At 52.5% G+C, this 26,335-nt stretch carries 21 protein-coding genes and 1 tRNA gene; 15 read left to right on the plus strand and 7 right to left on the minus strand.

The genetic code is table 11. From position 1 onward, the window contains the following. Positions 1 to 151: 151 nt before the first annotated feature. A complete protein-coding gene (locus tag RDM26_RS02655; RefSeq protein WP_307737501.1) occupies positions 152 to 757 on the minus strand; it encodes a methyltransferase in 606 nt (201 codons plus the stop codon). Positions 758 to 886: 129 nt separating this feature from the next. Between RDM26_RS02655 and RDM26_RS02660 the strand changes: the two genes are divergently transcribed. From RDM26_RS02660 to RDM26_RS02705, 10 genes are all read left to right on the plus strand, one after another. Then, a complete protein-coding gene (locus RDM26_RS02660; RefSeq protein ID WP_307737502.1) occupies positions 887 to 2,581 on the plus strand; it encodes a DUF885 family protein in 1,695 nt (564 codons plus the stop codon). 212 nt (positions 2,582 to 2,793) lie between these two features. Further along, positions 2,794 to 4,395, plus strand: coding sequence for an ABC transporter substrate-binding protein (locus tag RDM26_RS02665; protein WP_307737503.1), 1,602 nt, complete (start codon positions 2,794 to 2,796; stop codon positions 4,393 to 4,395). Between the two features lie 110 nt (positions 4,396 to 4,505). After that, complete coding sequence (locus RDM26_RS02670; RefSeq protein ID WP_307737540.1) at positions 4,506 to 5,930, plus strand: amino acid permease; 1,425 nt, start codon at positions 4,506 to 4,508, stop codon at positions 5,928 to 5,930. Between the two features lie 276 nt (positions 5,931 to 6,206). Continuing rightward, complete coding sequence (locus RDM26_RS02675) at positions 6,207 to 7,847, plus strand: ABC transporter substrate-binding protein (RefSeq protein ID WP_307737504.1); 1,641 nt, start codon at positions 6,207 to 6,209, stop codon at positions 7,845 to 7,847. Between the two features lie 149 nt (positions 7,848 to 7,996). Further along, complete coding sequence (locus RDM26_RS02680; RefSeq protein WP_307737505.1) at positions 7,997 to 8,923, plus strand: ABC transporter permease subunit; 927 nt, start codon at positions 7,997 to 7,999, stop codon at positions 8,921 to 8,923. Beyond that, complete coding sequence (locus RDM26_RS02685) at positions 8,916 to 9,863, plus strand: ABC transporter permease subunit (protein ID WP_307737506.1); 948 nt, start codon at positions 8,916 to 8,918, stop codon at positions 9,861 to 9,863. Before RDM26_RS02680 ends, RDM26_RS02685 begins: the two co-directional genes overlap by 8 nt. A 32-nt stretch (positions 9,864 to 9,895) precedes the next feature. Beyond that, on the plus strand, positions 9,896 to 11,731 hold the full coding sequence (locus RDM26_RS02690; protein ID WP_374041809.1) for a dipeptide ABC transporter ATP-binding protein: 1,836 nt from the start codon (positions 9,896 to 9,898) through the stop codon (positions 11,729 to 11,731). A 188-nt stretch (positions 11,732 to 11,919) separates the two neighbouring features. Beyond that, positions 11,920 to 12,726, plus strand: a complete 807-nt coding sequence (locus tag RDM26_RS02695) for a transporter substrate-binding domain-containing protein (protein ID WP_307737508.1) — start codon at positions 11,920 to 11,922, stop codon at positions 12,724 to 12,726. Between the two features lie 45 nt (positions 12,727 to 12,771). Continuing rightward, the gene (locus RDM26_RS02700) at positions 12,772 to 13,425 is read left to right on the plus strand and encodes an amino acid ABC transporter permease (RefSeq protein ID WP_027723666.1); all 654 of its coding nucleotides are present in this window, start codon (positions 12,772 to 12,774) and stop codon (positions 13,423 to 13,425) included. Positions 13,426 to 13,430: 5 nt separating this feature from the next. Next, a complete protein-coding gene (locus RDM26_RS02705) occupies positions 13,431 to 14,201 on the plus strand; it encodes an ATP-binding cassette domain-containing protein (RefSeq protein ID WP_307737509.1) in 771 nt (256 codons plus the stop codon). An 11-nt stretch (positions 14,202 to 14,212) separates the two neighbouring features. On the opposite strand, the gene RDM26_RS02710 is transcribed toward RDM26_RS02705, so the two are convergent. After that, a complete protein-coding gene (locus RDM26_RS02710; protein WP_307737510.1) occupies positions 14,213 to 15,787 on the minus strand; it encodes an aminopeptidase P N-terminal domain-containing protein in 1,575 nt (524 codons plus the stop codon). Between the two features lie 35 nt (positions 15,788 to 15,822). Between RDM26_RS02710 and RDM26_RS02715 the strand changes: the two genes are divergently transcribed. Both RDM26_RS02715 and RDM26_RS02720 read left to right on the plus strand, forming a co-directional pair. Next, the gene (locus RDM26_RS02715) at positions 15,823 to 16,674 is read left to right on the plus strand and encodes a PHP domain-containing protein (protein ID WP_307737511.1); all 852 of its coding nucleotides are present in this window, start codon (positions 15,823 to 15,825) and stop codon (positions 16,672 to 16,674) included. A 66-nt stretch (positions 16,675 to 16,740) separates the two neighbouring features. Further along, positions 16,741 to 18,321, plus strand: coding sequence for a UDP-N-acetylmuramyl-tripeptide synthetase (locus RDM26_RS02720; protein ID WP_307737512.1), 1,581 nt, complete (start codon positions 16,741 to 16,743; stop codon positions 18,319 to 18,321). A 98-nt stretch (positions 18,322 to 18,419) separates the two neighbouring features. Here RDM26_RS02720 and RDM26_RS02725 read toward each other — a convergent pair whose 3' ends face one another. The 3 genes from RDM26_RS02725 to lexA all read right to left on the minus strand — a co-directional run bounded on the left by RDM26_RS02725 (position 18,420) and on the right by lexA (position 19,872). Continuing rightward, entirely contained in the window at positions 18,420 to 18,824 is a 405-nt protein-coding gene (locus RDM26_RS02725; protein WP_307737513.1) for an OsmC family protein, read from the minus strand. A gap of 80 nt (positions 18,825 to 18,904) precedes the next feature. After that, positions 18,905 to 18,978: transfer RNA gene (locus tag RDM26_RS02730), tRNA-Met, on the minus strand. A 204-nt stretch (positions 18,979 to 19,182) separates the two neighbouring features. After that, positions 19,183 to 19,872 (minus strand): transcriptional repressor LexA, encoded by a 690-nt coding sequence (lexA, locus tag RDM26_RS02735; RefSeq protein WP_307737514.1) that lies wholly within the window; start codon positions 19,870 to 19,872, stop codon positions 19,183 to 19,185. A 156-nt stretch (positions 19,873 to 20,028) separates the two neighbouring features. Here lexA and RDM26_RS02740 point away from each other — a divergent pair, with 156 nt between their 5' ends. After that, positions 20,029 to 20,616: a hypothetical protein gene (locus tag RDM26_RS02740; RefSeq protein ID WP_307737515.1), complete on the plus strand. Its 588-nt coding sequence runs from the start codon at positions 20,029 to 20,031 to the stop codon at positions 20,614 to 20,616. Positions 20,617 to 20,834: 218 nt separating this feature from the next. Further along, positions 20,835 to 21,329, plus strand: a complete 495-nt coding sequence (gene nrdR / locus RDM26_RS02745) for a transcriptional regulator NrdR (RefSeq protein ID WP_307737516.1) — start codon at positions 20,835 to 20,837, stop codon at positions 21,327 to 21,329. On the opposite strand, the gene serA is transcribed toward nrdR, so the two are convergent. Together serA and RDM26_RS02755 are read right to left on the minus strand one after the other, a co-directional pair. Further along, entirely contained in the window at positions 21,298 to 22,506 is a 1,209-nt protein-coding gene (gene serA, locus RDM26_RS02750; RefSeq protein WP_307737517.1) for a phosphoglycerate dehydrogenase, read from the minus strand. The genes nrdR and serA overlap by 32 nt on opposite strands. 75 nt (positions 22,507 to 22,581) lie before the next feature. Further along, a complete protein-coding gene (locus RDM26_RS02755; RefSeq protein ID WP_307737518.1) occupies positions 22,582 to 24,864 on the minus strand; it encodes an AAA family ATPase in 2,283 nt (760 codons plus the stop codon). Positions 24,865 to 24,994: 130 nt separating this feature from the next. On the opposite strand from RDM26_RS02755, the gene RDM26_RS02760 reads away from it, so the two are divergent. Then, complete coding sequence (locus tag RDM26_RS02760; protein ID WP_307737519.1) at positions 24,995 to 26,332, plus strand: PAC2 family protein; 1,338 nt, start codon at positions 24,995 to 24,997, stop codon at positions 26,330 to 26,332. Positions 26,333 to 26,335: the final 3 nt, after the last annotated feature.

A 26,335-nucleotide genomic window follows, 5' to 3' on the forward strand; every position in this document is an offset into this window, starting at 1 on the left:
AATATCTTTTATCCGTGTGGGTGCGATGGGCAAAAGAATTCGGAAAATTTCCCTTCGTTTTCCGAATTCTTGGGCGGGAGGAAAAAGTTATTCCCCGCGCCCTGAACGGAGTGTTCTCATTGCCCCGCGATCGCTATCTGCAGTCGCCAAACTAGGCAGGGGAAACCGCTAACAGGCGAAAACCTTTTTTCGAGGCGAGGCGGCGGGTGGGGAACCCCTGCGCGCACAGCCACTTTTGCATCGAATCTGCGCCCAGATTCTTCCCCATCACTAAAATGGCTTCTCCGCCCGGTTTTAATAATGGCAACCAGGTCAGCAGTAAGTCTTGGAGGGGTTTCTTTCCGATCCGCACCGGGGGATTAGACCAGATCAGATCGAGTCCTCCGGCCGATTCCGCGGCTGCAAGAATCTCCTTGGGAGAGCCTACTTGCAGGCAAACTCCTGCCCGCTGGGCGTTGGTGCGGGTGAGATCCCGGGCGCGTTCACTAACGTCAACCGCTAGAACTTTTGCCTTAGGCCTGAAGATTCCCAAGCTGATTGCCAGCGGTCCCCAGCCACAACCTAGATCCAAGAAAGTACCGGATTCAGGCGGGGGAGGTGCTTCAGCTAATAGCACCGCGGTGGCTTTATCTAGGTGACGGGCAGAAAACACTCCCTGCGCGCCCTCTAAGTTAAGTTTTTTGCCAGCTAAAGTCACCTCGATAGGGGTGCGTTCCGCGGCAAGTGCCGCGGGTTGATCCGTGAAATACTGTTCCATCACTTCTAGAGTATTATTTTTAGTTTCCTCGTGGGTGTAAGCCGTAATATAGGGCTGAACCGATAGCCTAGCGATCTAGCCGGGACTACCGGGGGCGAACACTAAACGAAGAGAATATAGGAGGTGCGATTGACTAACCAGGTTAAGCAAATCGACAGCGTACTTGATCAATACGTCACCGCCTATGCTCGGATCGACCCGTTCAAAGCATCCGAATGGGGAATCTCCGGATGTGACGCTTTCTTGCCGGATTATTCGCCTCCGGGGATTTCTGAACGTTACAATCTGCGAAAAGATACTTTAGAGAGGGTGGCAAAGACCCCTAAGGGATCAGCTCGCGAGATCCGAGAAGCCAAGGGATTCACTCTTTGGGCAGGCGCGGAACAAGAGAAGTTTGAATCTGGGTTTTTGACTTCCGAGATTAGCGGAACCAACTCACCGATCCAGGTGTTTGCGGAAACACTCAAACTTATGGATGTAAGTAATGAGGCAGCGGTGGGTAATCTTACCCGCAGATTCTTGGCTCTTGACCAAGCATTTACGGGACTAATAACCACGATGAAGGAATCTCGAGATCGCGGTTGGGTGTTCCCCCAGGAAGTCATGGAAATGGTTTTGGAACAGGCAACCGTCCTAGCGAATCCGGATCATGACATTTATGAAGATAAACGCGCGGAGATGAACGATACCCGCCTGTCGCAAATGAGTCAGCGGGCATTTGAGCGGGGAGTCGTTACCGCTCAGGGTGTCTTTTCAGAAATGGCAGACTACTTGCGGCAAGAAATTCTGCCGGCATGCTCCCCAATAGGCCCGATTGATCCCCACTCTTATTTCATTTCCTTATCGGGCATAGGAGTCACTGACCCAAATCCGGGTGAGCTTTTTGAAACGGCTAGTCAAGATTTAGTACGCTTGCGTGCTTCGTGTGACCAGTTGCGTAGCGAGTTGGGGGATGAACCAGCCTATCGGCTCTCTGATTTAGAAGTTGCAGATGGCTTTAACGTATTAACTTGGGCAATGGAAGATGCTTGGGAAGGTTTCCACTCCCGAGTGGATCCGGAACTAGCCGGGCTGGTAAATCCCGAAACCTCTCCCTTGAAATGGGAAAATGATCCCCACGGTTGCCTTGTACATCCCTACTATTCCGCAGGTATTCGCCTGACAAAGAACAATCGGGTTTTACCGCGTAAGTGCGCTGCCAGTAGGGCTCCCTACTCCTATAGAGGCACCGAGAACCCTACGGTTACTAGTGGGGAAGCCTTCGACTCTTTCCTAGAGATTGATAACCGCTACTTTGCGGTAGCTTCTCTGGAAAAGGGCATCCCCGGCTCTCATCTCTACTCGCGAGCGCGTGAAGCTTTCGGCGCTAATCTTTTTACCCGGATAGCTGCGCGTTTGCCGATCTCCAATTTAGGTTGGGATCTGTTCGCCCTGGAAATGGCACCGCAACTTTGGGATATTCCTAGGGAGGTCAATTTGCAAATCCAAGAGCGACTTATGCACTATACGGCGCTGGCTCTTGCGGATCTGCAGTTATACGGAGCGCAAGGGAAAGGTAAAACTTGGGGCTTGCCGGAGGCCGTCGAATACCTCAGCGATACCGTATCGCTCCCCGGGAACCGGATGCTGTTGCAGCAACGATACCTAGGGGTTCCCGCATTGAGTGTGGCACCTTGGTACGGATGGCGGCGTTGGAAAGCGATTTATCAGCAATTCCTGGCCTCTGGAGGCACCGGTTTTGCGGATTTTGTGCGGAAAGTAGCCCCGGCCGGAGCAGTTCATTTTGAGGTGCTCGCGGATGCCGCTTCCGATCAGAATAACTAGTTACTGCCGCAGTCACCTCGACCCTGTCGGGGAAAGCGATTACGCGTCCGGAAAACCTTATGTTCGAGCTGTTTATGTTGCTCTCAGCGAAAAATAAGGATTATTTCTATTAATTTTGGAAAATCAAAAGCAATCTGCCCAAAATATCAATTAACAGTAATAAATCAGTATTATGAAAGCTAATCATTCCGGTTTTTAGAAAGGCTAAGACTATGCGCAGTCGTTGGCTCCCCCTAGCAGTCCTAGCAGCGGCCATCCTAGCTACTGGAGGTCTGACCGCTTGTAGTAACAACTCCCCAGCAGATTCGGTTGATCGGATACTAATTAATGGGGAAGAGCCGGCTCGCGGACTAATCCCGGCCGCTGCCGATGACGAAGCCGGAATTAAGATTATAGATTTACTTTTTGCCGGTTTAGTCACCTATGACAAACAGGGGCAAGTAGTAAACGATGTGGCTCGAGAAATCACAGATTCTTCCGATCATAGAACTTGGACCATTCAACTGAATACTGATCGTAAATTCTCTGACGGTACCCCGGTGCTGGCGAAGAATTTTGTGCGCGCTTGGAAGGCCTCAGCTGCACAAAAACTGGGGGCGACCACTGCATATGAAGCAATCGAGGGCGCTGAAGAAGATGGAACCGGTAACCTCGGCGGGGTTATGGCTAACGGTGACGACAAAATAACTATTAAGCTGAAACGTCCGGTGGCTGACTTTTCCAATCGCCTGGGAATCAATGGTTTTTATCCACTCCCGGATAGCGCTTTTGATAAACAAGGGAAAATTAAAAAAGAGTTTGGGCAAAAACCGGTGGGCAACGGTCCCTACACGCTTACTACCTGGCAGCCTTCCAGCCAGATACTACTTGATAAATCCACTACCTATCGCGGGCCACGCGAGGCAGAAAACGCGGGACTGGAAGTTAAAATCTATGCTGATCTATCGGCTGCCTACCAGGATCTTTTAGCCGGGAATTTGGATGTGCTTGACCAAATCCCGGATGGTGAACTGCCTAATTCTAAAAAGGATTTGGGGAACAGACGGATCAGCGCGGTGCAAGCCGGGATGCAGACGTTAGATATTGACTACCAGACGAAACACTTCTCAGGTGAAGAAGGAAGGCTACGGCGCCAGGCGATATCACAAGCTATTAATCGGGAAGAAATAATAAAAACTATTTTCTACGGCACCCGCAAGGCAGCCACTGATTTCATACCCCCGCAAGTCTTGGGGCATATCGAGCGGGGCGCCGAAAGCAACAAGGTGTTGGATTTTGATGCCGCAGCTGCCAAACAAGCCTGGGAAACTGCCGATAAGATCCATCCCTGGCAGGGAGAACTAAAAATCACCTATAACTCCAACGAGTCTAATCAACCGTGGGTAGATGCAGTTTGTAACCAGTTGTCGAATGCTCTGGGGATTAAAGCAGTCGGTGATCCCAAACCGGATTTCAAGACCCTATTAGAAATGATGGATCAGCATTCCTTTACCGGGCCTTTCCGGATGGGATGGTCAATGGGGTATCCCTCCCCAAATAACCTGCTCGCCGGACGCTACGTAAAAGGCGGTAATGGTAACAAAATGGGATATGACAATCCCGAGTATGCCGAGCTTTTGTCGAGGGCGCAGGCGGCAGATACAGCTAAAGAGGCTGGAAAACTCTATCAACAGGCACAAACTCTGCTGTTAGCCGATCTACCTTCGATACCGCTATGGTCTCCCAGCTCAAACATTGGATTTAGTCAACATGTGGGCAAGGTGACTACAGATTGGAAAGGTGAGGTAGCTTTTCATAAAGTTACTAGAAAATAACCATCTCGGAGGATGCCGTGGTCAATAGCGAAATTTCTGATAGTAATCTCGAGTCATCCCAGGCAGACAATGCCCAGTTGCATCGCAAATTAAAGGCACGGCATCTGAATATGATCGCTATCGGGGGAGCGATTGGTACGGGACTGTTTGTGGCCTCTGGCGGTACTATCACTGGTGCCGGCCCTGGCGGTGCCCTAGTTGCCTATGGGGCGATTGGTGTCATGGTGTTTTTCCTAATGCAATCGCTGGGAGAGATGGCCACTTATTGTCCTACCTCGGGCGCTTTTGAAGTTTTCGCTACCCGCTATGTGTCTAAATCATTTGGTTTCGCGCAAGGGTGGAACTACTGGTACAACTGGGCAATCACCGTAGCGGCGGAGCTAGTTGCCGCCACCATTGTTATGCAATACTGGTTCCCAGAATCTATGGTTCCCGCCTGGGTATGGTCACTGCTATTCCTGGCAATCCTGTTTGTCCTCAATGCATTTACAGTCCGTGGGTTCGGCGAATCCGAGTTTTGGTTTGCCTCTATAAAAGTCGTAACTGTAATCGTCTTCCTGGTGCTGGGGATTTTAATGGTACTGGGGATTATGGGGGGAGAATCTCCCGGATTCACCAATTTTACTCGGGGAGACGCTCCTTTCGTTAATGGTTTTTGGGGCATTATGGGAGTCTTTATGATCGCCGGATTCTCCTTCCAAGGTACCGAGATGATCGGGATTGCGGCCGGAGAAACCCAAGATCCGGAAACTAATGTTCCCCGCGCTACTCGGGCGGTCTTCGTGCGGATTCTTCTGTTCTATATCGGAGCGATCGCGGTGATTGCCTTTTTGATTCCCTATTCGGACCCCGCCCTCTTGCAGGGGGCAAGCGCCGATTCCGATACTGCCCAAGGCTTTACCCAGGCCGTTACCAAGTCTCCCTTTACTCTGCTTTTTGAACGAGCCGGAGTAGCGATAGCCGCGGGCGTTATGAACGCGGTTATCTTAACTTCGATCCTGTCTGCCGGTAACTCCGGAATGTATGTGGCTACCCGGATGCTCTATTCCCTGGCCAAAGAAAAGAAAGCACCGGCGTTTTTCGCTCGGCTGACTGGTCACGGCGTGCCTTTAATGGCACTAGTGGCTACTAGTTTGGTAGGTGCACTTTGCTTCGCCACCTCGCGCGTAGGTACCGGTCAGGTCTATATATGGTTGGTGAATGCTTCCGGGCTTGCGGGCTTTATTACCTGGATGGGAATCGCCTGGTCTCATTACTGTTTCCGGCGCGCATATAAAGCCCAAGGCAAATCGGTAAGCGACCTGCCCTACAAGGCTAGTTTCTATCCGGCGGGACCGATTATTGCGCTCATAATGTGCGCGGTGGTGATAGTTGGTCAGTCCTTGGATGTGATAAGTGGGGAAGCCTCGGTTATGGACTTCCTGGCAGTCTATATTGGGTTACTGTTCTTCTTGGCGCTCTGGGGCGTACATAAGTTAGTTACCCGCGTCCCGGCAGTAAAACCGGAAGAAGCAGACCTATCCCGTCATATCTAGAACGATATAATAACGCTCCACAGCCGGGCGAAATAGGCTTCATCGGCGTTGTAAGTGGGCTGAAGATTCCCCAAGGCTCCCTGCTAGTTTCCTGAGTAGTCGGTATCCTACCAGTTATCGGTTCCTCAAAGCCAAGTCGAGAAAATCTTGGGATTTTGTAAAAAATATAACTAGGAATGCTATATTGGCTGTGATCGTGTCAACAATTTTGCTGATACATCAGCTTTAATAATGTAAGCAACAAGCTTGGAGGCAATAGTGAAACGACGGGGCGCATTGGCCCTTGCATCTGCACTTGCTCTTTCCCTCGGGCTCGCCGGCTGTTCAAATGGGGCTGGCGACTCTTCCTCGGCGAAGGCAGATGACAAAGGGATTATTACTGTAAACACCGTAGAACCTCAGAATCCCCTGATTCCGACTTCTACCAATGAAACCGGTGGTGGACGTGTTCTAGACGCGCTTTTCTCTGGCCTGGTCTATTACGAGCCTAAGACGGGAGAGGCCAAGAACGAACTGGCCGAGTCGATTGAGTCTAAAGATCAAGTAGTTTGGACGATTAAACTCAAGAAAGACGCCAAGTTCTCCGATGGTTCATCCATTAAGGCCGATAACTACATCAAGGCCTGGAACTACGGGGCAAACCCAAAGAACGCGCAAATGTCTTCCTCTTTCTTCGAGGTTATTAAGGGCTTTACCCCCGGTCCCGAAGAAGAAGGAGCCGAGGCACCCGATGTTCCGGAATTGGCCGGTCTGAAGAAGATTGACGATTACACTTTTGAAGTAACTTTGAACCAGCCGACTTCTGACTTCGCGCTGCGTTTGGGCTACTCTGCCTATGTGCCGCTGCCGGATGTGGCTTTCAAGGATATGAAAGCCTACGGCCAGAATCCTACGGTTACCTCCGGGCCTTATATGCTGAAGGACAAGGGATGGCACCACAATGAATCTATTGAACTGGTAAAGAACGACAAGTACGCCGGTCCGCGCGAAGCTAAGAACGGTGGAGTCACTTTTAAGATTTATACCAAGTCTGATGCGGCCTATGCCGATGTGCAGTCTGGTCAGCTGGATGTACTCGATGATGTCCCCGCTGCCGCTATGAATACCTTCCAGTCTGATTTCCCGGATTCTAACGCCAATATGCCGGTAGCAGTTTTCCAGTCCTTCACGATTCCGGATCGCTTAAAGCACTTCGGGATGGATGAGGAAGGCCGCCTGCGCCGGCAAGCGATTTCTTACGCCCTTGACCGGGCAAGCATTTGTGAGAAGATCTTCCAGAAGACCCGCGTACCGGCGAAAGACTTCACTTCTCCGGCCATGCCTAACTACGACAAAGTTATGAAACAGGTTAAAGGCGCGGAAGTATTGAAGTTCGATAAAGCTAAGGCTAAGGAACTGTGGGCGAAAGCTGATGCGATTTCCAAGTTCGAGGGCAAGTTCACCATCGGTTACAACTCTGATTCTTCCCATAAAGACTGGGTAGATGCTGTCGCAAACCAGCTCAAGACCAACTTGGGTATTGAGGCAGTCGGCGATCCCTACCCGGACTTCAAAGGCTTGCGCGATGCTATTACCCAGGAAACCATCAAAGGTGCTTTCCGCTCTGGGTGGCAAGCTGATTACCCGGGTATGAGTAACTTCTTGGAGCCCCTATACTCTAAGAACGGTAACTCCAACGACGGTAAGTACAACAACGAAGAGTTCAACAAACTGATGGTAGAGATCTCCAAGCTGCCGGTTGGTGACGAGCAGGATGCGAAGTTTGCGGAAGCGCAATCGATTCTGTTCACCGATCTACCCGCCATCCCGCTGTGGTACCAAAATGTTCTGGGTGTCTGGAATAAAGACAACGTTTCGAACGTGGCCTTTAACTGGAAGAGTGAACCGGTTTACTACGAGATCACTAAGAACGCTTAAAGACAGCGAAAATAACAGATAATCCTGCTGTAAATGCAGGTGCGGAGGCGGGTCTCAAGGTAGAAAATGCCTTTTGACCCGCCTCCGGTTTTTTGCTGGGCGCTGTAACGCGATAAGGTTTAACACAGCTTATAGTCAAGGAGAGACCAATGCTCAGATACATAGGGCATCGTCTACTGCAGATGATCCCGGTATTCTTTGGGGCAACGTTCCTGATTTTCGCCATGGTGTATGCCATGCCGGGTGACCCGGTGCAGGCACTAGGCGGAGATAAGGGACTACCCCCCTCGGTAGCCGCGCAAATTCGGGCGGAATACAACCTGGATAAACCGCTGTGGATGCAGTATTTGCTGTATCTAAAGGGAATCGTCACCCTAGATTTCGGGAAAACCTTCTCGGGTAGGGAAGTTACCGAAGTGATGGCTACTGCCTTCCCGGTAACGATAAAACTGGCTTTTATGGCGATTATCTTCGAGGCCGTCATCGGAATATTCTTCGGATTTTTCGCCGGACTCAAAAAAGGCAAAATTTTTGATTCCACCGTGCTAGTGATTTCCCTAGTAGTAATCGCAGTGCCGACTTTCGTTATCGGCTTCTTACTGCAGTTCCTATTCGGGGTAAAACTGGGATGGCTCCCTACGACTGTAGGGGCAAATGTCAATTTCCAGTCCTTACTGATGCCGGCGATAGTGCTAGGGGCAGTTTCCTGTGCCTATGTCATTAGGCTTACTCGCCAAGAGGTTTCCGAGAATCTGACCGCTGACTTCGTGCGCACTGCCCGGGCGAAAGGGATTCCCGAAACTCGGGTAATGACCCACCACGTCTTGCGGAACTCGCTAATCCCGGTGGCGACTTTCCTAGGCGGCGACCTAGGAGCCTTGATGACCGGCGCGATTGTGACCGAGGGTATTTTTGCGATCAACGGTGTGGGGGGCACCCTTTACCAGGCTATTTTACGTGGTGAAGCCGCCACGGTAGTTTCTGTTACCACCGTCCTGGTACTGGTCTATATTGTCGCTAATCTGCTAGTAGACCTGTTATACGCTGTACTAGACCCGAGGATTCGCTATGAGTAATCATCTTCTGCTCGGACAAGATCATTTCGTAAACAAAGTCGATGAAACCGGCCTGGGCGCTGTGGATGCCGTAGCCGACGAATCGGCACCCTCCTCGGTGTGGGGAGAAGCTTGGAAACAGTTGCGGCGCCGTCCGCTCTTTTGGGTAGCATTGGTAATCATCGTGGTGTCAGTACTGATGGCCGTAGTGCCACAGCTGTTTACTTCTCAAGATCCCACCTATTGCACCCTGGAAAACTCCCTCCAAGGCCCCACTAAGGGGCATGTTTTCGGCTTCGATAAACAGGGATGTGACCTCTATTCTCGGATCATCTATGGTGCTCGCGCCTCAATCGCGGTCGGGATTTTCTCGACCCTAACCGCCACGATTATCGGCGTTATTTTCGGGGCTTTGGCCGGCTACTTTGGGGGCGTTCTAGACGCGATCCTTTCCCGGATTGTGGATATTTTCTTCGCCATCCCGATGGTGCTGGCTGCCATTGTGATTATGCAAATGTTCAAAGAACACCGTTCCATCTGGATGGTGGTAATCGTGCTGGGGGTCTTTGGCTGGACACAAATTGCTCGTATTACTCGCGGCGCGGTGCTTTCTATCAAGAACGAGGAGTACGTAACCGCAGCTCGTACCCTGGGCGTATCTAATATTCGGATTTTGCTGCGCCATATTCTGCCGAATGCGGCGGCTCCGGTGATTGTTTATGCGACTGTGGCGCTGGGAACCTTTATCGTGGCGGAAGCCACCCTATCCTTCATGGGGATTGGCTTGCCGTCCTCTATCGTTTCTTGGGGTGGAGACATCTCTACTGCCCAGCAACAGCTGCGCACCGCTCCGATGGTGTTGTTCTTGCCTTCGATCGCTTTGGCGCTTACGGTATTGAGCTTCATCATGATGGGGGATGTAATCCGTGACGCGCTCGACCCGAACCAGAGGAAACATTAATCGTGAATCAAAATAACCAAAAGGATCAGATTATGGCTGCTGACTCGGATCAAAACGCTGACTTCACTAAGGCTGCGGCAACCAGTGATAATGGTTTGCCCGAACCCTTACTGGAAGTAAAAGACTTAGAAGTTACTTTCCAGTCCACCACCGGGGTGGTTCCAGCGGTCCGTAAAGCTAATCTCACCCTCTACCGCGGACAGACCGTGGCGATTGTAGGGGAGTCCGGTTCCGGTAAATCCACCCTGGCAATGTCGATAATTGGCCTGTTGCCAGGGACTGGGAAAGTTGCCGGCGGCTCCATTAAATTTGCGGGACGAGAACTAACTACTCTTTCTGAGAAAGAGATGCAACAGGTGCGCGGAGCCCAGATCGGAATGGTTCCGCAAGACCCAATGTCAAACCTAAACCCAGTTTGGAAAATTGGATCCCAGGTAGCTGAAGCGCTGAAATATAACGAGGCTACTAAAGGCGGAAGTATCCATGATCAGGCCATGAAGGCCTTATCGGATGCCGGTCTGCCCGATGCTGAGGCGCGTTCTAAACAGTATCCGCACGAGTTTTCCGGGGGCATGCGTCAGCGCGCGCTGATTGCGATCGGTTTAGCGGCCGGACCGCAGCTGCTAATCGCTGATGAGCCCACTAGCGCTCTGGATGTCACCGTGCAGCGGCGGATTCTCGATCACTTGGAAAAAGAAACCCAAGAGCTGGGTACCTCCACTCTGTTTATCACCCACGACTTAGGTCTGGCGGCCGAACGTGCCTCCCATTTGGTGGTTATGCACCGCGGGCGGGTAGTAGAGTCCGGTCCTGCCCGGGAAATCCTGAATGACCCCCGCCATCCTTATACTCAGCGCTTGGTTAATGCGGCGCCTTCGCTGGCGTCTCGGCGGATCGAAATCAATTATTCTCCTTCCGAGGACGAGGCGACCAGCGGCACTATTGACTCGCGAACCTCGGCTGATGTGAATCTGGCAGTGGCGGCGGCCAAGGGCTCTGGGCAGAAAGTTATGGGCACCAATGTTTTGGGAGAGCCTTTAGAAAAACATCTCGGTGAAGAGGTTATCCGCGTAGAGCACTTGGTTAAAGAGTTTGAAATCCGCGGACAAAAGGGTAAGAAGAAGGCTTTCCGGGCGGTTGACGACGTTTCCTTCCAAGTGCGGCGCGGTTCCACTTTGGCTTTAGTGGGAGAATCGGGTTCCGGAAAATCCACAGTCGCTAATATGATCCTTAATCTGCTCGATCCGACCTCGGGCAAGGTCTATTACGAGGGTATTGACCTGTCTACTTTGCAGCGCAAGCAATTATTTGCACTTTGCCGCAAAATGCAGGTGGTTTTCCAGAACCCCTACGGATCTTTGGATCCTATGTTCTCGGTATATCGCTGTATTGAAGAACCGCTGCGCACTCATAATATTGGTGACCGGGCTAAGCGAGAAAAGCGGGTCGCAGATTTGTTGGATATGGTGGCGCTGCCACGTAGCGCTATGCGGCGTTTCCCGAACGAGTTATCGGGAGGACAGCGGCAAAGGGTAGCGATTGCGCGCGCCTTGGCGCTACGCCCTGAACTGGTAGTGCTAGACGAAGCAGTATCGGCGTTGGATGTGCTGGTGCAAGATCAGATCCTGCATCTGCTCAACGAGCTGCAAGGCCGGCTGGGCTTAACCTATCTGTTCATTACGCATGACTTGGCGGTGGTGCGTGAAAACGCTGACGATATCGCGGTGATGGAACAGGGCAAACTGGTCGAGTACGGCAAGGCTGACGATATTTTCGCCAATCCGCAAACGGAATACACCCGCGAACTGATCGATGCGGTTCCCGGTGGGGACTTGCTGAAAGCGCGTACCGGTTACCAGGCTGGATAATCCGCAGTTTTCTCCCCGTTAGGGCGCGGTAACCAGGAATGGGGAAGACCGCCGGGAGTTTTATACCCAAAAGCTAGGAATTCCAAAATGTTTTGCACTCTGAGATGAGAATAAGCGTTTCCCAGGATCGGCTAGGTGCTCTGTTAAACTCTAGATGTCTTGCAGGTGGGTAGGGAGAAAGATTCCAAATGAAGTTGAAGAAAACACTGCTAATGCTAACCAGCCTGATGCTGGCACTATCGCTTTCCGGATGTGCAGGTGGCTCAGGTTCGGCGAATGCGGATAAAGCTAAGGGTGACGACTTCACAGTGGGTTTTGACGCCAACTTCCCTCCTTACGGATATAAGGATAAAAGCGGAGAGTATGTCGGTTTCGACTTGGATCTTGCTGCTGAGGTAGCCAAACGTAACGGTTGGAAGCTACAAAAGCGGGCTATTGATTGGGACTCCAAAGATATGGAGCTCAAGTCAGGTACTATCGACTGTATCTGGAATGGCTTCACCATGAACGGGCGGGAAAAGCAATACACTTTCTCTAAGCCCTACGTAGACAACTCGATTGTGTTCGTTACCAAAGCCGGATCGGGGATTAAGACCCCGGCGGATTTGAAAGACAAGACCGTGTTAGTGCAGGTAGATTCATCCGGTCTGGCTGCGCTACAAGATAAGAAAAACGCAGATTTGGTAGCCAGCTTCAAGGAAATGACCCAGGTACCGGACTACAATAACGCGTTTATGACCCTGCAGGCCGGAGCGGCAGATGCGGTTGCGGTCGATATCGGGGTAGCTGACTATCAGCTGGCTCAGCGCGGCAAAGACAAGTTCGAAATTATGGATCCACCTTTCCACACCGAGCAGTACGGTATCGGCTTTAAGAAGGGTAACCAAGCTTTGCGTGACCAGGTACAAAAGACTCTGGATGAGATGAAGAAAGACGGTACTTTCCTGAAAATCGCGAAGAAGTACCAGCTAGAGAAATCAATTGTTACTGATTAGTTCACTGCGCGGAATGTTTGCCACTAACGCAGGGAGCTATGGGTAATGGATTTATCGTTTTTGCCGGAACTAGCCGGCGGCATGCTGCAGACCTTCATCATCTTCGCCCTCACCTTGGTACTATCACTGCCTCTAGGGTTGGTGGTCTATGGCGGGCGGGTTAGCCGCTTTAAACCCTTAGCCTGGCTTATCCAGTTTTATATCTCGGTGATGCGAGGTACCCCCTTAATGCTGCAACTATTGGTGGTGTATTTCGGGCCCTTCTTCCTTTTTGGAATGCAGATCGGAGCTGCCTACCGTTTCAGCGCCGTGATTATTGCTTTCGCAATTAACTATGCTGCCTATTTTGCGGAAATCTACCGCGGCGGTTTCCAGGCAATTCCGGTGGGGCAGTCGGAGGCTGCGTTTGTACTGGGGTATTCTCCGGCGCGCACTTTCTTGACCATCAAGTTGCCGCAAATGTTCCGTACGGTCTTACCTTCGATTACTAACGAGGTAATCACCCTGGTAAAAGATACTTCTCTGGCTTTTGCGATTGCCTATGCGGAAATGTTCACGATCGCCAAGCAGCAGGCAGCTGCTAGTGCTTCTATGCTTCCCTTTGTGGCAGCGGGGATCTTCTATTGGGTGTTCAACCTGGTGGTAGCGGTAGTGATGGAACGGATTGAAAAACGTATGGGAAGCTACAAGATTAGGTGAGGAAGATGGAAGCGCTACGGATTACCGGCATGGAAAAAAGCTTCGGCACTAACCGAGTGCTAAAAGGAGTGTCTCTAAGCGTCAATACCGGTGAAGTACTTGCGGTTCTTGGCCCTTCGGGTTCTGGTAAGTCTACGCTTTTGCGCTGCTGCACTTTCTTGGAAGAAATGGATAGCGGGGAAATCTGCTATTTCGGGAAGCAGGCACTAAAGAAAGAGGACGGCGTTAAGGTTTCTACTGAGGACGAGCGCGAGTTTCGGCGCGACTTTGGGTTGGTTTTTCAAGACTTTAACCTGTTTCCCCATTGGACAGTGCTCAGAAATCTCATTGATGCCCCGATAAAAGTGCAGGGGAGAGGACGGGAAGAAGCCGAAGAAACAGCGCTGCAGCTGCTCGCAAGGATGAACCTTGCCGATAAAGGGCAGGCCTATCCAGCAGAGTTATCGGGCGGGCAACAACAGCGAGTGGCGATTGCGCGGGCACTGGCGTTGAAGCCGAAAATGCTGTATTTCGATGAGCCTACCTCTGCCTTAGACCCGGAGCTGACTGGCGAAATCCTGCAGATTATTCGCTCGCTGGCAGCGGAAAATATGACGATGGTAATCGTAACTCACGAAATGGACTTTGCTGCCGAAGTCGCTGATCGCGCCCTCTTTATTGATAACGGAGTGGTACTGGAATCCGGGGATGCCAAGCAGTTAATCCGTAATCCGTCCCAGGATCGTACCCGCCAGTTCCTCAATAAGCTCCGCGGGCAAAACGCTTCTGTAGATTAGTAATCCTTGGTCTATGAGGCGAGATTTTCGTTAAGGCGTTCCATCCAGGCTTCTACGGCCTCAATAGTGCGGGGAATATCTTCCGACAGGCGCCGTACGCTGCCATCTGTTTCCACTAGCACATCGTCCTCGATCCTGACCCCGATGCCTCGTAGTTCCTCGGGTAAGAGTTCATCATCCTGATGAAAATAGAGTCCCGGCTCAATCGTGAAACACATGCCCGGCTCGAGCGGGGCATCCATATACATATCCCGAGCGGCTAAGGCACAATCATGGACATCTAGGCCTAAGTGGTGGGAGACGCCATGTGGCATCCAGCGCCGGTATTCCCCGCCATCCTGGGAAAGGGTCTGCTCGGCGCTCACCGGCAGCACCCCCCAGGCATCCAGGTGCTTAACTAGAGCGGCGACTGCCGCGTCATGGACATCTTTGAACTTGCATCCGGGCTTATTGGCTTGCGCTAAGCCGGCCTCACAGGCATCGAGCACCGCGTTATAGACCTTGGCCTGTACCGGGGTGAACTTGCCATTTACCGGCAGGGTGCGGGTGATATCCGCGGTATACAGAGAATCGGCTTCTACTCCGGCATCAATCAAAATCAGATCGCCTTCGCGGACCGGGCCATCATTGTCAATCCAATGCAAAGTATTGGCGTGATTTCCCGAGGCCGCGATGGTGTCGTACCCCAGACCATTGCCTTCTTCGCGTGCCCGCGCCTGGAAGGCTCCCTCAATCACCCGCTCACCGCGGTGGTGTTGTACGGCACGTGGGAGCGCCCGAATCATGGCTTCAAAGCCCGATTTGGTCACCGCAATAGCGTGTTCGAGCTCCGCGACTTCCGCGGCATCTTTTTGCAGACGCAGCACCGAGGCGGCCTCTTCCAGTTTCTCGTCCAGTCCTCGCGCGTCCTCTCCACTTGGCAGCCCGGCTTCGCTACGTACTTTCTCTACCGCCGCTTGCACCGAAGTGTCGACCTCGCGAATAACTCGCAGCTGTACGAGACCGGCATCTTTAGCCAGTTGATCAGGTAAAGTATCTAGAGGGCGCGCCTCAAGGCCAGTCACCGCCTCCATCTGGGAAAGGGTCATTCGCGGTCCCACCCAGAACTCGCCATAGGTGGAGTCGGCATAAAACTCTTCGCTACTGCGCGGAGCCTGGGGACGGAAAAATACCATCCCGCGATGGGTGGCTGCGCCCGCACTGTCGGGGGCGTTCTCTAAGGGGGTGCCCTCGGTATCGGTTAGCGGTTCCAGGACTAGGGCGGCATCTGGTTCTAGTTCCCCGCCTAGCCCGGTCAAATGGGCAAAGGCAGAGTGGGCGCGGAAGCGATAGTCGCAGTCATTGGAGCGAACCTTGTAGTTTCCGGCGGGGATCACCAGGCGTTCGCCCCGGAACTGGGCGCCTAGTTTTTGATAACGAGCAGCCAAGAAATCCCGCGCATGACTGGGAACAGGATCGGGATCTTTGCGTTCGCCCCAGCCGCTGCCAATAAACTCGCGAAATGCGGTACTACCAATGCGGCGAGAACGGTTATTTACCCGGTCTTTTAAGGGCTGATCTTGTGCGGCTGCTAAGTTTTCTTCCATGCTTCCATCATGCCACGATGGCCTAAAATAGTCCTATGGCGGGACCGCGAATCGATTTACATACTCATTCTTGCTGTTCAGATGGTACTGACACCCCAGAGCAGGTAATGGTTCTGGCCGCGCAAACAGGTCTAGACGTAATCGCCCTCACCGATCACGACACCTTCACGGGGCTAGCTGAGGCCAGTAAAATGGTGCCGAAATGCGGGGTTAGTCTGGTTCCGGGGGTAGAGATTTCGACCTCGCATCAGGGAATCACCGCTCATCTGCTAGCGTATTTACCTGACCTGAAAAGCCAGGTCTTGCCGGATTTATTTAAAAAAACTGTGCAGGCACGTCAGCTGCGAATGCGACAAATGGTGCAGCGTTTATCCCAAGATTTCAATATTTCTTATCAGACAGTTGCCGAACAGGCAGGTTCGAGCCCCATAGGGCGGCCGCATGTGGCTGATGTTTTGGTGAAAGCGGGGTATTTTCCGAATCGCTCCGCCGCGTTTGAACAGGTACTGGCTACTTCCAGTAAATACTATGTGCATTATCAGGCTCCCGATACCGTCTACGCAGTGGAACAGGTAATAAAAGCGGGGGGAATCCCGGTACTGGCGCACCCGCGATCTGGCAGCCGGCAGCGCCGATTCTTATCGGTAGACACTATTGCCCAGCTAAAAGAGGCAGGATTGTTTGCCCTGGAGGCTTTTCATCCCGAGCAAAACCAGCTTGAACAGGCAGAAGTTAGGAAAATAGCGAAGCTGCTGGGTTTGGCGGTTACCGGATCTTCGGATTATCACGGCATCGGAAAGCCTAATCAGCTGGGACAATGCCTGACTGCTCCCGAAGTATTTGCGGAAATCTGCAGCAGGGGAGCGGGAGAAGTAGTGCAGCCTTGAGACCGGGTGGGAGGCTGCGGATGCTCACTTTATCGCCTCGCGGAGATTGCCACTAGAGTAGAGGCTATGACCGTAACTTTTCGAGATTTTCGTCCCCAAAATGTTGCCCCGGTTTCGCTAGCACGCCTAGTGGAGGGGTTTGCAACCGAAATTGATCCTGCCTGGGAAAAGGTTCAGGTGCGGGGAGTTTCGATGGCTTCCGATGAGATTTTGGCCGGAGAGGCCTTTATCGGTGTGGGAGGAGCCAATGTGCATGCCGCCAAGTTTGCCAGCGAAGTGGAATCCCTGGGGGCAGCAGCGGTGATTACTGATGCCAAGGGGGCGGAGCTCGCTCGCTCCCAAGGGGTGAAAATCCCGGTGGTAACGGTGCCGGATCCACGAGAAGCGGCCTCGCCTCTGGCGATCAGAGCCTTCGATAATCCGGCCGGAAAAATGAAAACCGTGGCGGTAACCGGAACTAATGGTAAGACCACCACTTGTTTTGCTGCCAAAGTCGCTTTTGAGGCGGCGGGGCTTCCCACTATGATTCTTTCCACTGCGGAAACGCAGGTGGGTGATTTGCGGATTCAATCTTCGCGTACCACTTTTGAAGGCCCGATGCTGCAGCGGATTTTGGCTTATGGGGTAGAGCAGGGGATGCAAGCCGCAGTGGTGGAAGTATCTGCACATGCCCTGGTGTTGGCTCGCATAGCCGGAATGAAGTTCGATGCCACCGCTTTTACCAATCTGCAGCATGATCACCTGGATTATTTCCACACTATGGAAAACTATCTGGCAGCTAAAGCGCGACTATGTTCCAAAGAATTTACCGATTATAGCGTGATCTGCACCGATGATAAGTGGGGGCAGCAGTTAGCAGCCAGTTGTGACACCCAAAGCGTGACGGTATCTGCCTATGATCCGGATGCCTCAGCCGATTGGGTAGTGACCCAAAAAGTTAACAATATAGCCCACGCTGCCTGTGATTTTACTTTAACCGGGAAGAGGGAACCGCGGGTGGGGTGCGAGGAAAAAATCACCGTTGCCCTGCCCGGAGAGGTTAATGTGCAAGACGCCGCGATTGCCTATCTAATGGTCACCGGAATCGGGATTCCTGCCGAGGCGGCGAAAGCGGGCTTAGCGAGGCTAGCGGTTCCCGGACGCCTGGAAATTGTCAGCCGGCGTAATGAAGGTACCCCACTGGTTATCAATGATTACGCCCACACCCCGGAGGCTTTAGCTTCGATTCTGCGCACTATGCAAGAGTTCACCCCCGGAAAACTACACTTGGTATTTGGTACCGATGGAGATCGCGACGCGACTAAACGGGTGCCCCTAGCCAAGGTGGCAGCTAAAGAGGCAGATATGCTCTGGGTGACTGACGAGAATCCGCGCACCGAAAACGCAGAAAGTATTCGCGCCCAGCTGCTCTCGGGGATTAAAGAAGTGCGCCCGGGAATGGAGAAGGTATGCGAGGTTACCACCTGCCGGCGGGACGCAATTCGTAAAGCGATTTTGGCGGCCGGCTTGGACGACACGGTAATCATCACCGGCAAAGGCGCGGAGCCCTATCAAGAAATTGAAGGGGTTTTCCACGCCTTTAATGACACCCCGGTGGCTCAGGATTGTTTGGTTGCCTATAAGAATCGCGCGCATATTCAGGGGTAATGCCTGCTAGGATTGCAACCCTATTTCCTGCGCGGAGTATCTGACGAGGACGGGGGCAGATTGCTCCTGCCGCTGAGAGTTAATCCGTAATGGCGTGGCTATTCTGAAACTAGCTCAAAGTCGTAGCTGGCGCCATCGTCTAGGGTATGGCCGACGGTGCAGTATTTATCGATTGCTGCCTGGGATTTTTCTCGTAACTGCTTTACTTGCTCCTCGCTTAGTTCGGTGAGGTCAGCCACCATTTCTACCGTCAAATGCGCATAGGAATCACGGCGCTCATCTTTTTGCGCTGCTACCCCTACGGAAGCGGCAAAATCCTTTCCTAGAGCAGCAGACAATACGTGATCGGCGGAAAAAGTATGGCAAGTAGCCAGCGCTAGTTGCAGTAGCTCCCCGGGAGTGAATTGGTTTTCACCCATCCCGATTTCTACTTTTGCGCCGCGCTCATTTTGTCCTACGTAGTGCTTCTTGCCTCGGCGGTATGCCCACAAAATGTTACTCATGCTCTTATTGTGGCAGGAAAACGAGGTGCGTGTAGAAAAACAAAAAATCCCGCAACCAAAGGCTGCAGGATTTTTGCTAGTAGCGGGGGCTGGATTTGAACCAACGACCTCCGGGTTATGAGCCCGGCGAGCTACCGAACTGCTCCACCCCGCGTCGACTTGTCTATGTTAAGCAGGCAGGGTAGCTAAAGGCAAAAAAATTCACTGTAGAAGAAGTCACGTTAAGAGCTTTAGAGCCTGAAAGAGCAGTTAAAAAGAGAATTTAAGGGGAGAGCAGGGGGGATTTTGAACCGTAAAGATGACAGCGCAGGCGTTAGATAGTGAACTAAAAGCCGCTTAGAGTCCGGAAGTGACCAGTTTATAGCGCCCGCAGGACGGTAACGACTTTTCCTAAAATGGTGGCATTATCGCCGGGAATCGGTTCAAATGCCGGGTTGTGGGGGAGCAGCCAGATGTGACCTTCCCGCCGCGCGAGGGTTTTAACGGTAGCTTCCCCCTCGATCATGGCAGCCACGATTTCGCCGAGTTCGGCAACATTTTGGCGCCGAACTACCACCCAGTCACCATCGCAGATCGCCGCTTCAATCATCGAGTCGCCATGTACCTTGAGCATAAAGAGTTCGCCATCGCCGGTGAAGCGGGTAGGGATAGTGAAGACGTCCTCTATATCTTGCTGGGCTTCGATGGGGGTGCCCGCAGCGATTTGTCCCACTAAGGGAATCGCATGATGGTTTAAGGGGGTTACTTCCCCAAGCTGGGAAGTTGCGGTTTCGACAGCCGGCTCATCGCTCGCACGCGAGGTGAATTGCGGGTTTACCTCGAGGGCACGGCTGCGTCCCGCGGCGCGTACCAAGAAACCTTGACTGACCAGATTGTCTAGGTGGTGTTTGACAGTAGATGAGGAAGACAGTCCTACGGCTGCGGCAATTTCCCTAACCGAGGGCGGGTATCCCCGGGAGCGAATCCCAGCGCAAACTGCCTCGAAAATAGAGCGTGCGCGTGGACGTAGTGTTTCTATATCCAAGGCATCGTCTTGGTCTTTGTTCATGGTTCCCTCCCGCTGTCACCTTGATCATAAGAAATTGTGACTCATTATGCAAACATTTGTTCGATAAATCTGCATATTTCACTTGCTTTTGCAGTGCCTGCTCGCTACTATATCAAACAGATGTTCGAAGAACATTTGTTCGAGAAAGGTGCAGTCATGTCCACACAACTTTCTTTCAATCTGGAAGAACTAGCCCAAAAACGGGTAGTGGGTTTGGGGAGCTACCAGTTGGCGAAGCTTTCTACGCCAAAGCCTAAGCGTCCTCACCTACAGTTGGTCGACGCCACCTATATAGAACGTGCGCGGGCTAAGTCCCGTCATACTGCGGGCTCAAAATTGCCATGCCCGCCCGCCGTCGGTAGGGAGAACCGCACGGAGGGGCCGGCAGCAGCTTTTGACTCGCTTCCTCAATGGGCGCGCCGAGCGCCTCGCACCCAGCAGGTAAAACCAACACCTTTGGCAGCGGTTCCTCCCGCTGCCAAGGCTGAAAACCTAGACGGTGCGCGGCGCCCGGCTCCCCAAAAACCATTGCCTAAGAAGCTGCCAGTTCCCCGGGTTAGCCATAAATTATTCCGAGTGTCCGCAGGGCTAGTGCTGGTGGCGGCAGCGTTAATCTCCGGGGTAGGTCTTGGTAGTTATTGGGATGCGTCCGCTGATGGCGCCGGGCAAACAAGCCAGATTTCAAGCGAGGTGACGGCAGAAAACAGCCAAGCTTCCTCGGCGGATCTACTGTTAGGACGGTAATCCTAACGGCATCGGGCGATAAGCAAGGAAGCGTCCTTGTCTCTAAGGGCGCGGCTAGATCGGTTGCTACCGCTTTTAGCTACGTCGAAGATTCCTAGCTATGATTAGGGATCCAGACTGCAGATCACCCATTCTTTCTTGTAGTCCGATTCTCTTTGAGGGCGTTGATGCAAGAGTGTCAAATGTTGCGATAAGCTAGACCTCCAGGATGCTTATTGATGGGGGAAAAGTTGCACTGTCCGTTTTGCCATAATGATGATTCGCGGGTAATCGATTCGCGGACCGCCGAAGAGGGAAATGCTATCCGGCGGCGACGCGAATGTACCAAATGTAATAAGCGTTTTACCACTATTGAAACTGCAGCTTTATCCGTCAAAAAACGTTCCGGTACTTTGGAGCCGTTCTCACGGGAAAAAGTGATCAGTGGAGTTAGAAAAGCCTGCCAGGGGCGTCCCGTCAGTAGTGATGACCTCGCAAAATTGGCGCAACAGGTAGAAGAGAATCTACGGGCGAGCGGAAAATCGCAAATTGACTCCCACTGCATTGGCAGGTCAATCCTGGAGCCGCTCCGGGAACTCGACGTGGTAGCCTACCTGCGATTTGCGTCTGTGTATTCCAGTTTTGACGATTTAGATGACTTCCAAACTGCCATCGACGAGATCCGATCGCAACAAAATGCTGTTAACGCAGCGACAATACTCGTAGACCAATAGTTTCGGGCATAGAGCGGATTTCGGCAACTGCCGATACTGGAAGCTCCGAAGCAATATCGGTTAGGGCATACCCTACCTGACCTTCGGTACCTAAAATCTGACCATTGATGTTCACATCTTGGTTGGCAAAAACCTGGTTGATACGCCCCAACACCCCTGGGGTATTAGTGTGCAAGAATGCTAGGCGGTAACAAGAATCCGGGTGAGAATTAAGTTTCAAGTTGGGCATATTAACGCTCATCTCGGTACTACCTCGGTGCCAGTAGTCCGCAATTTTATGCGCTACAAACTGACCGATATCGAACTGAGCCTCCAAAGTAGAGCCGCCGATATGCGGAGTCAAAATCGTGTTGGGTAGCCCTAGTAGCGGGGAATGAAACTCGTTTCCGTTCTTCTGCGGTTCCTCGGGATACACATCTACCGCAGCGCCTGAGATTTTTCCGGAACGAATGTTTTCAGCTAAAGCCTCAACATCTACCACTATGCCACGCGAAAGGTTAATGAAAATCGCGCCCTCTTTCATCTGTTCGAACTCCCGCTTGCCGATCAAGCCCTCATTGGATTTACGGCCGTCCACGTGCAGGGAAATAAAATCAGCAGTTTTTAGCACTTCATCCATGGAGGGCAAAGCCCGGGCATTACCCATTGCCAGGCGCTGGGATGAGTCATAAAAGACCACATTCATTCCCAAGGCTTCAGCTAATACTGAAAGCTGGGTGCCAATATTTCCATAGCCTATAATCCCCAGAGTTTTCCCGCGAACCTCATGAGAACCTGATGCACTCTTATTCCAGATTCCGCGTTGTAAATCCTGGTTGCGAGTTTCCACGTGGCGCGCCAGGCTGATAATGTGTCCGACGGCCAGCTCTACCACCGAGCGAGTATTGGAGTAAGGGGCATTAAACACCGTCACTCCCGCTTGGGTGGCGGCTGACAAATCTACCTGGTTAGTACCTATGCAAAAACAACCTACCACTCTCAGGCGGGGACAAGCAGAAATCACTCGCGAAGTTACCTGGGTTTTTGAGCGAATCCCCACAATATCGGCATCCTGGAGGCGTTCGATCAACGCATCCTCTTCCAGGGCGCCTTTTACGCGCTCTACTTCAATGTCGTTACCGGTAAAGACTTCATCCGCCACCTGGTGCGGATCTTCAAGTAAAACTGCCTTCGTCATGCCTCTATCTTTTCAACGTGGGCTATGCTTAGCAAAATCGTCCGCTCTGCGGTATTAATACTCGCTATGGAACTGTTATTGCCACCCGGCTGGTAGCTGCTGGGTATACAGAGTAACTAGGCGACGGGTGGGGCGAGTCATGGCCACAAAAAGATTACCGACGCTTTGGGCAGATATATTGACTGGCTCTAGCAAAATTACACTATCGAACTCTAAGCCCTTCGAAGTGACCGCATCTAATACGCAGACTCGATCACTAATCGGATCGTTCCCTACCGGGACGGGCAGCTGGCTGGCAAGCTGTAAAACCGTAGAATAATCGCGCTGCGCGCAGATCAGGGCAATGCGTCCTCGTCCAGCGCCTAAAACCCTGTCTAAATAGCTGATCTCGTTGGAAATTGCTTCCTGCACAGCAGAAATATCAAGCTCTGCTACCTGGCGGGTTATTAGCGAGTTCGGATCTTGTCTAACCGCTTGAACCGGATAAGGGGAGGGGCGCCCAGCGGCAGTGGTAACCGCCTCCGCTAAATCCATAATTTCTTTCGGGGTACGGTAACAAACCGTTAAATAGGCTTCTTCCTCCAGAGCATCTCCGGCAGGGCCTAGCAGCTCGCTCCAAGAAGATCCCCCGGCGGAAATCCGCTGGGCTAAGTCACCCACTACGGTAAAAGAACGCGAAGGGCAGCGCCGCAACAGGCAGCGCCAATCCATCGGGGATAGTTCCTGAGCTTCATCCACCACTACGTGCCCATAGGTCCACGTGCGATCCTTATATGCTTTCTCCGCTAGAGAGGACTGTTCAATGTTTCCAGCGGCGTTTGTGGCCAGCATCTTAGCGGAGACAATTCCGTCTCCCAGTCCTTGTCCCTCGATCGCGGCTTGCGCCCGCGATAACTCTCGTTCGCGGGCAGCAGATCGGGAGCGACGAGAAGTAGGAGAGGTAGTATTTGGTACCTCTCCCAGCAGTTCCGCGAGCTCATCGAGTAACGGCACGTCAGCAGGCGTAAATGGTTCCTGCTTGGGGCGATAAAGTATCTCTTGCTCTTCGGAGCTGAATTCACTGGCAAAACGGGCAAGAAATGCTGGGTAGGCGTAAATGCGGCGTAATAGATCTTGCGCCGAATAAGGCATCCAGCAAAGGTTGATTGCCCGGCGCACATTAAGGTTGGAACGCAGATCTTCGCGCACTAGGGCGCGTTCAGAAAGTACGTCGCGACTAGTTTCTATTTCCCCTAAGCCGGCCTCTTGCGCGGCAGCAGTTAATTCTGCTTGCTCCCGGCGGGTTTCACTATCTAAATACTGGTCAGTTAAAGAATCTAAAACGTGGGCAACGAAGATTTCCCGTGCCTGGTTATGCGGTTTTCCGCTAAGACGGGCGCGGCGAATCGCCTCTTTTACTATTCGCGGTCGCAAGAGCAGTTTAGTAGCGCCTACTGTTAATGACTGATCAGAATCGGGAACCCGTTGCAGCGATCGTACTGCCTGCTCAATTAGGTTTACCCAACGTAAATCTCCCTTCAAAGCCGAGACTTTCGGGTGTTCTTTACCCGGGGCTCTAGTTCCCGGCAATAGATTTCCCATGGTGGTGGAGACCACCCCGGTTTCTCCTAGCGCAGGTAATACCTGCTCGATATAACGTAAAAAAGCGGGTGAGGGGCCTACTATCAGCACCCCGGATTTTTCTAAGCGTTCGGCCTGTTCATATAGTAAATAGGCCGCGCGGTGCAATGCCACAGCGGTTTTACCAGTGCCCGGTCCGCCCTGGATTACCAGGATCTGAGAAGTGTTCGCACGGATTATTCGATCCTGCTCACCTTGGATGGTGGCCACAATATCGCCCATATGGCCAGAGCGTTCTGCTTGGAGCGCTGCCAATAGTGCGCCCTCGCCCTGGAGCTGGATCCCTTCTTTAGCGCTGTGAGATAGATCGAAGGCTTCGTCCTCTAGCGAAATTACCTCCCGGCGATGCAGGCCAATATGGCGCCGCCTAGCCATTCCCAGAGGGTGGCGGGCAGTCGCTTGGTAAAAGGCAGTGGCGGCGTTGGCTCTCCAATCCATTAACACCTGAGCGTGATCGCTATCTTGCAGTCCTACCCGCCCGATATAGAAATCTTTCCCAGTCAGAGGAGTCAGTTTTCCAAATACTAAGCGTTCTTCTACCCGTTCCAAGCGGGCGGCTTGGTCTCCCAAATGAGCTGCCATTACGTCGCGTTCCGAGCGGTTTTGGGGAGAACCGGTGGCGCCAAGTGCCTGAACCTGGCGCTGGCGCTGGCGGTAACGAGTACGGGCATCATCTAAAACCTGGTAAATGCGATCTACGGCCTGCTGCTCCGCCGCTAGCTGCTCGGGATCATTCAAGAAGAGCCCCTTCCCTTAAGAAAAAGTAGGCGTCTATTCTACCCGCTATCGCTAAAACCGCATAGCTCGGGCGAGGGGCGATGCGCGCGCGGCGCTGGCCGGGTAGGCTGGACTAAAGAATGGAGGGTAGATGACAGATAGTGCCCGTTTTATAATTCCCGGTCCTGCCTACGAGGATACCCAGGCAGAGGTGCTGCTCTACGCCTTTTCGGGGGCGATTGATTCCGGTGATATTGGCGGAATGATTATCGAGCAGCTCTTGCATGCCCTTCCGCATGAAGAAGTTGCGCGTTTTTCCCTAGAGACGGTACTGGATTACCGGGCGCGACGTCCTCGAATAACCATTGAAAACTGGATGATGACCGATATGCGTTACCCCAGTTGCACCCTGGAGCGGATTACTGATTATTCCGGACGCCAAATACTGTTGCTGCGCGGACTAGAACCCGACATTAACTGGGAAGATTTTTCCCTGGCAATTTTCGAGGTTTGTCAAAAGATGGGGGTAAAACAGGCAGTTGATCTGATGGGGATAGCTGCCAATATTCCCCACACCCGGATCCCCTTCATTAACCAGACTTCTCCCAATCCGGATATTTTGCCTCCGCAAACTGAGATGCCGGGTACTTTCATTATCACTGCCTCTTTTGGGCAGTACCTGCAGATGCTATTCCAAATGATTTCCGTGCAGGCACGAGGAATCGTAGTGGGGGTTCCTTATTACTTGGCAGACGGACAGTATCCGCCGGGGGCAGTTAGCGCGATTCAATATCTTTCTGAGACTCTCAATCTGGATTTGCCGATGGGAGATTTGGAAGCAGCCAGCACCCAAATGATCAAAGAGATCAGTGCGCAGCTCGAGGAAAATCCCGAAGCTAAGGAACTGATTGAAAAAATGGAGCAGCACTATGACGAGGCGCTAACCCAACCCTGGGGAGAGCTGCATCCGAAGTCTTTAGCCGAGTCAGTGGATTCCCGGTCGGGAGAGGCAATTGCAGAACGCATTGAAAAGTTCTTGGCGCAAGTAAATCCTCAAGACGCTCCCGAAGAAGCCGCGGAGGGACTCCTTGCGGGAAGGGATGATTTGCTGGCGCACCTGGCACGAAAAGTTGCCTCCCGCCAGCTGGGAAATACCAATATTCAGCCTCCGGAACAGGTATTTAAAGCCGTTGGGAGCCGATCAGGACAGTACGTGTCCCATATGAAGGAACCTGATCGTAGCAAAGAAGGGGAAGTTAACCCCTCCAAAGCCGCAGCTATTGGCCAGGCGGCTGCACCAGGTAGCGCTCCGCAGGGTAGGCATTTTCCGCCGCGCCGCTCCCATCTGCGGCCTAAACAGGCAGAAAGAAATTCCAGGGGCTCCGGTTCAGCTACCCCAGCTCCGCCGCCTCCTCCCCGTAGTCAGGGAGAATCTCTAACAGATCAGCAGCGCAGATTAGAAGATAACGGGGATAGCGGAAAGAACTGACCG

It is taken from the genome of uncultured Varibaculum sp. (assembly GCF_902489465.1).
GTDB lineage: Bacteria > Actinomycetota > Actinomycetes > Actinomycetales > Actinomycetaceae > Varibaculum.

What these genes read in the sequence shown, in the direction of transcription:
- RDM26_RS02655 (WP_307737501.1), bottom strand. Translation starts at nt 757, where the DNA reads ATGGAACAGTATTTCACGGATCAACCCGCGGCACTTGCCGCGGAACGC.
- RDM26_RS02665 (WP_307737503.1), top strand. Translation starts at nt 2,794, where the DNA reads ATGCGCAGTCGTTGGCTCCCCCTAGCAGTCCTAGCAGCGGCCATCCTA.
- RDM26_RS02670 (WP_307737540.1), top strand. Translation starts at nt 4,506, where the DNA reads ATGATCGCTATCGGGGGAGCGATTGGTACGGGACTGTTTGTGGCCTCT.
- RDM26_RS02680 (WP_307737505.1), top strand. Translation starts at nt 7,997, where the DNA reads ATGCTCAGATACATAGGGCATCGTCTACTGCAGATGATCCCGGTATTC.
- RDM26_RS02685 (WP_307737506.1), top strand. Translation starts at nt 8,916, where the DNA reads ATGAGTAATCATCTTCTGCTCGGACAAGATCATTTCGTAAACAAAGTC.
- RDM26_RS02690 (WP_374041809.1), top strand. Translation starts at nt 9,896, where the DNA reads ATGGCTGCTGACTCGGATCAAAACGCTGACTTCACTAAGGCTGCGGCA.
- RDM26_RS02695 (WP_307737508.1), top strand. Translation starts at nt 11,920, where the DNA reads ATGAAGTTGAAGAAAACACTGCTAATGCTAACCAGCCTGATGCTGGCA.
- RDM26_RS02700 (WP_027723666.1), top strand. Translation starts at nt 12,772, where the DNA reads ATGGATTTATCGTTTTTGCCGGAACTAGCCGGCGGCATGCTGCAGACC.
- RDM26_RS02705 (WP_307737509.1), top strand. Translation starts at nt 13,431, where the DNA reads ATGGAAGCGCTACGGATTACCGGCATGGAAAAAAGCTTCGGCACTAAC.
- RDM26_RS02710 (WP_307737510.1), bottom strand. Translation starts at nt 15,787, where the DNA reads ATGGAAGAAAACTTAGCAGCCGCACAAGATCAGCCCTTAAAAGACCGG.
- RDM26_RS02715 (WP_307737511.1), top strand. Translation starts at nt 15,823, where the DNA reads ATGGCGGGACCGCGAATCGATTTACATACTCATTCTTGCTGTTCAGAT.
- RDM26_RS02720 (WP_307737512.1), top strand. Translation starts at nt 16,741, where the DNA reads ATGACCGTAACTTTTCGAGATTTTCGTCCCCAAAATGTTGCCCCGGTT.
- RDM26_RS02725 (WP_307737513.1), bottom strand. Translation starts at nt 18,824, where the DNA reads ATGAGTAACATTTTGTGGGCATACCGCCGAGGCAAGAAGCACTACGTA.
- lexA (WP_307737514.1), bottom strand. Translation starts at nt 19,872, where the DNA reads ATGAACAAAGACCAAGACGATGCCTTGGATATAGAAACACTACGTCCA.
- RDM26_RS02740 (WP_307737515.1), top strand. Translation starts at nt 20,029, where the DNA reads ATGTCCACACAACTTTCTTTCAATCTGGAAGAACTAGCCCAAAAACGG.
- nrdR (WP_307737516.1), top strand. Translation starts at nt 20,835, where the DNA reads ATGGGGGAAAAGTTGCACTGTCCGTTTTGCCATAATGATGATTCGCGG.
- serA (WP_307737517.1), bottom strand. Translation starts at nt 22,506, where the DNA reads ATGACGAAGGCAGTTTTACTTGAAGATCCGCACCAGGTGGCGGATGAA.
- RDM26_RS02760 (WP_307737519.1), top strand. Translation starts at nt 24,995, where the DNA reads ATGACAGATAGTGCCCGTTTTATAATTCCCGGTCCTGCCTACGAGGAT.